The sequence below is a fragment of the Mesorhizobium sp. genome, from assembly GCF_024509055.1.
Classification (GTDB): Bacteria; Pseudomonadota; Alphaproteobacteria; order Rhizobiales; family Rhizobiaceae; genus Mesorhizobium.
In genome coordinates, this window is sequence record NZ_JANINM010000271.1 from 1 (window position 1) to 2369 (window position 2369).

1 protein-coding gene and 1 pseudogene are annotated in these 2369 nt (G+C 62.1%); both read right to left on the reverse strand.

Annotated features, from left to right (window positions below; all coding sequences use genetic code 11):
- Positions 1-157 precede the first annotated feature (157 nt).
- Entirely contained in the window at positions 158-2248 is a 2091-nt protein-coding gene (fusA, locus tag Q0L57_RS12750) for an elongation factor G (protein ID WP_296743145.1), read from the reverse strand.
- 29 nt (positions 2249-2277) lie between these two features.
- Positions 2278-2369 (reverse strand): annotated as a pseudogene (locus tag Q0L57_RS12755) (30S ribosomal protein S7); the annotation flags it as partial.

A 2369-nucleotide genomic window follows, 5' to 3' on the forward strand; every position in this document is an offset into this window, starting at 1 on the left:
CCGATCGTGCCAATGTTCACATGCGGCTTGGTGCGCTCGAATTTACCTTTTGCCACTGTAGTTCTCCGTCTTTACTCAACCCGCTCGGGGAAATTGATATTTGCTCTATCCGTACCGGAAACGCGTAAGAACCGCGGCTCCGGTGGCACAGGCATTCTCACGCGTACTTTTTCTGGACTTCCTGGGCCACCGCCGTAGGGACCGGTTCGTAGTGGTCGAACTGCATAGTGTACTGGGCGCGGCCCTGCGACATCGAACGCAGATTGTCGACGTACTTGAACATGTTGGCGAGCGGGACCATCGCGTTGATCACGACGGCAACGCCGCGCGCTTCCTGGCCCTGGATCTGACCACGACGGCCATTCAGGTCGCCGATGACGCCACCGACATAATCTTCCGGCGTCACGACCTCGACCTTCATGATCGGCTCCAGGAGCTGCACGCCGAGCTTCGGCGCCGCTTCCTTGAAGCAAGCACGGGAAGCGATTTCGAACGCCAGCACCGAGGAGTCGACGTCGTGGAAGGCGCCGTCGATCAGGGTGGCCCTGACGCCGATCATCGGGAAGCCCGCGAACGGGCCGGAGCCCATGACGCTCTGGATGCCCTTCTCGACGCCAGGGATGTATTCCTTCGGCACCGCGCCGCCGACGATCTTGGACTCGAACACAAACTCTTCGCTCTCGGTGTTCGGCTCGAAGATGATCTTGACGCGGGCGAACTGGCCGGTACCGCCGGTCTGCTTCTTGTGCGTGTAGTCCTGCTCGTGCTTGCGGGTGATCGTCTCGCGATAGGCCACCTGCGGAGCGCCGACATTGGCTTCCACCTTGAACTCACGGCGCATGCGGTCGACGATGATGTCGAGATGCAGCTCGCCCATGCCCGCGATGATGGTCTGGCCGCTTTCCTCGTCGGTCTTGACGCGGAAGGACGGATCCTCGGCAGCCAGGCGATGCAGGGCGAGGCCCATCTTCTCCTGGTCGTTCTTGGTCTTCGGCTCGATGGCGATCTGGATGACCGGATCGGGGAATTCCATGCGCTCGAGGATGACCGGGTGCAGCGGATCGCACAGCGTATCGCCGGTGGTCGTGTCCTTGAGGCCGGCCAGAGCGACGATGTCGCCGGCATAGGCTTCCTCGATGTCGGCGCGCGAATTCGCATGCATCTGCAGCATGCGGCCGATGCGCTCCTTCTTGCCCTTCACGGTGTTGTCGAGCGAGGTGCCCTTGGTGAGCTTGCCCGAATAGATGCGGGCGAAGGTCAGCGAACCGACGAACGGGTCGTTCATGATCTTGAACGCCAGCATCGACAGCGGCTCGTTGTCATCGGCATGACGCTCGATCTCGGCGTCGGTCTTGGCGTCCACGCCCTTGATGGCCGGCACGTCGATCGGCGACGGCAGGTACTCCACCACGGCGTCGAGCAGCGGCTGCACGCCCTTGTTCTTGAAGGCCGAGCCACAGAACATCGGGAAGAACTTGACCGCGATGGTGCCCTTGCGGATCAGCGCGCGGATCTCGTCGTTCGACGGCATCTTGCCTTCGAGGTAATTCTCGAGCGCGGTCTCGTCCATCTCGACGGCGGCCTCGATCATCTTCTCGCGATACTGCTCGGCCTTCTCCTTGAGGTCGGCCGGGATCTCGACGACATCCCAGGCGGCGCCCAGGGTCTCATCGCGCCAGACGAGCGCGTTCATCTCGACGAGGTCGACAATGCCCTTGAACTCGGTCTCGGCGCCGATCGGCAGCTGCATGACAACGGCCTGCGCGCCAAGGCGCGAACCGATCATTTCTTCCGAGCGGTAGAAGTCGGCGCCGATCTTGTCCATCTTGTTGCAGAAGATCATGCGCGGCACGTGGTACTTGTCGGCCTGACGCCATACCGTCTCGGTCTGCGGCTCCACGCCGGCATTGGCGTCGAGCAGCGCGATCGCGCCGTCGAGCACGCGCAGCGAACGCTCGACTTCGATGGTGAAGTCGACGTGTCCGGGGGTGTCGATGATATTGAAGCGGCGCATCTTGCCGTCACGACCCTTCCAGAAGGTCGTGGTCGCGGCCGACGTGATGGTGATGCCGCGTTCCTGTTCCTGCTCCATCCAGTCCATGGTGGCAGCGCCGTCATGGACTTCGCCGATCTTGTGCGACTTGCCCGTGTAATACAGCACGCGCTCGGTCGTCGTCGTCTTGCCGGCGTCGATATGCGCCATGATACCGAAATTGCGGTAGTCTTCGATTTTGTATTCGCGGGCCATGGGAGGTGCCTCTCAGTCTCGGTCGCGCTTTACCAGCGGTAGTGCGCGAAGGCGCGGTTGGCTTCTGCCATCTTGTGGGTGTCTTCACGCTTCTTGACGGCCGTGCCGCGGTTGTTGGCCG

Coding starts and splice junctions, on each gene's coding strand:
- fusA (WP_296743145.1), bottom strand. CDS start 2,248: ATGGCCCGCGAATACAAAATCGAAGACTACCGCAATTTCGGTATCATG.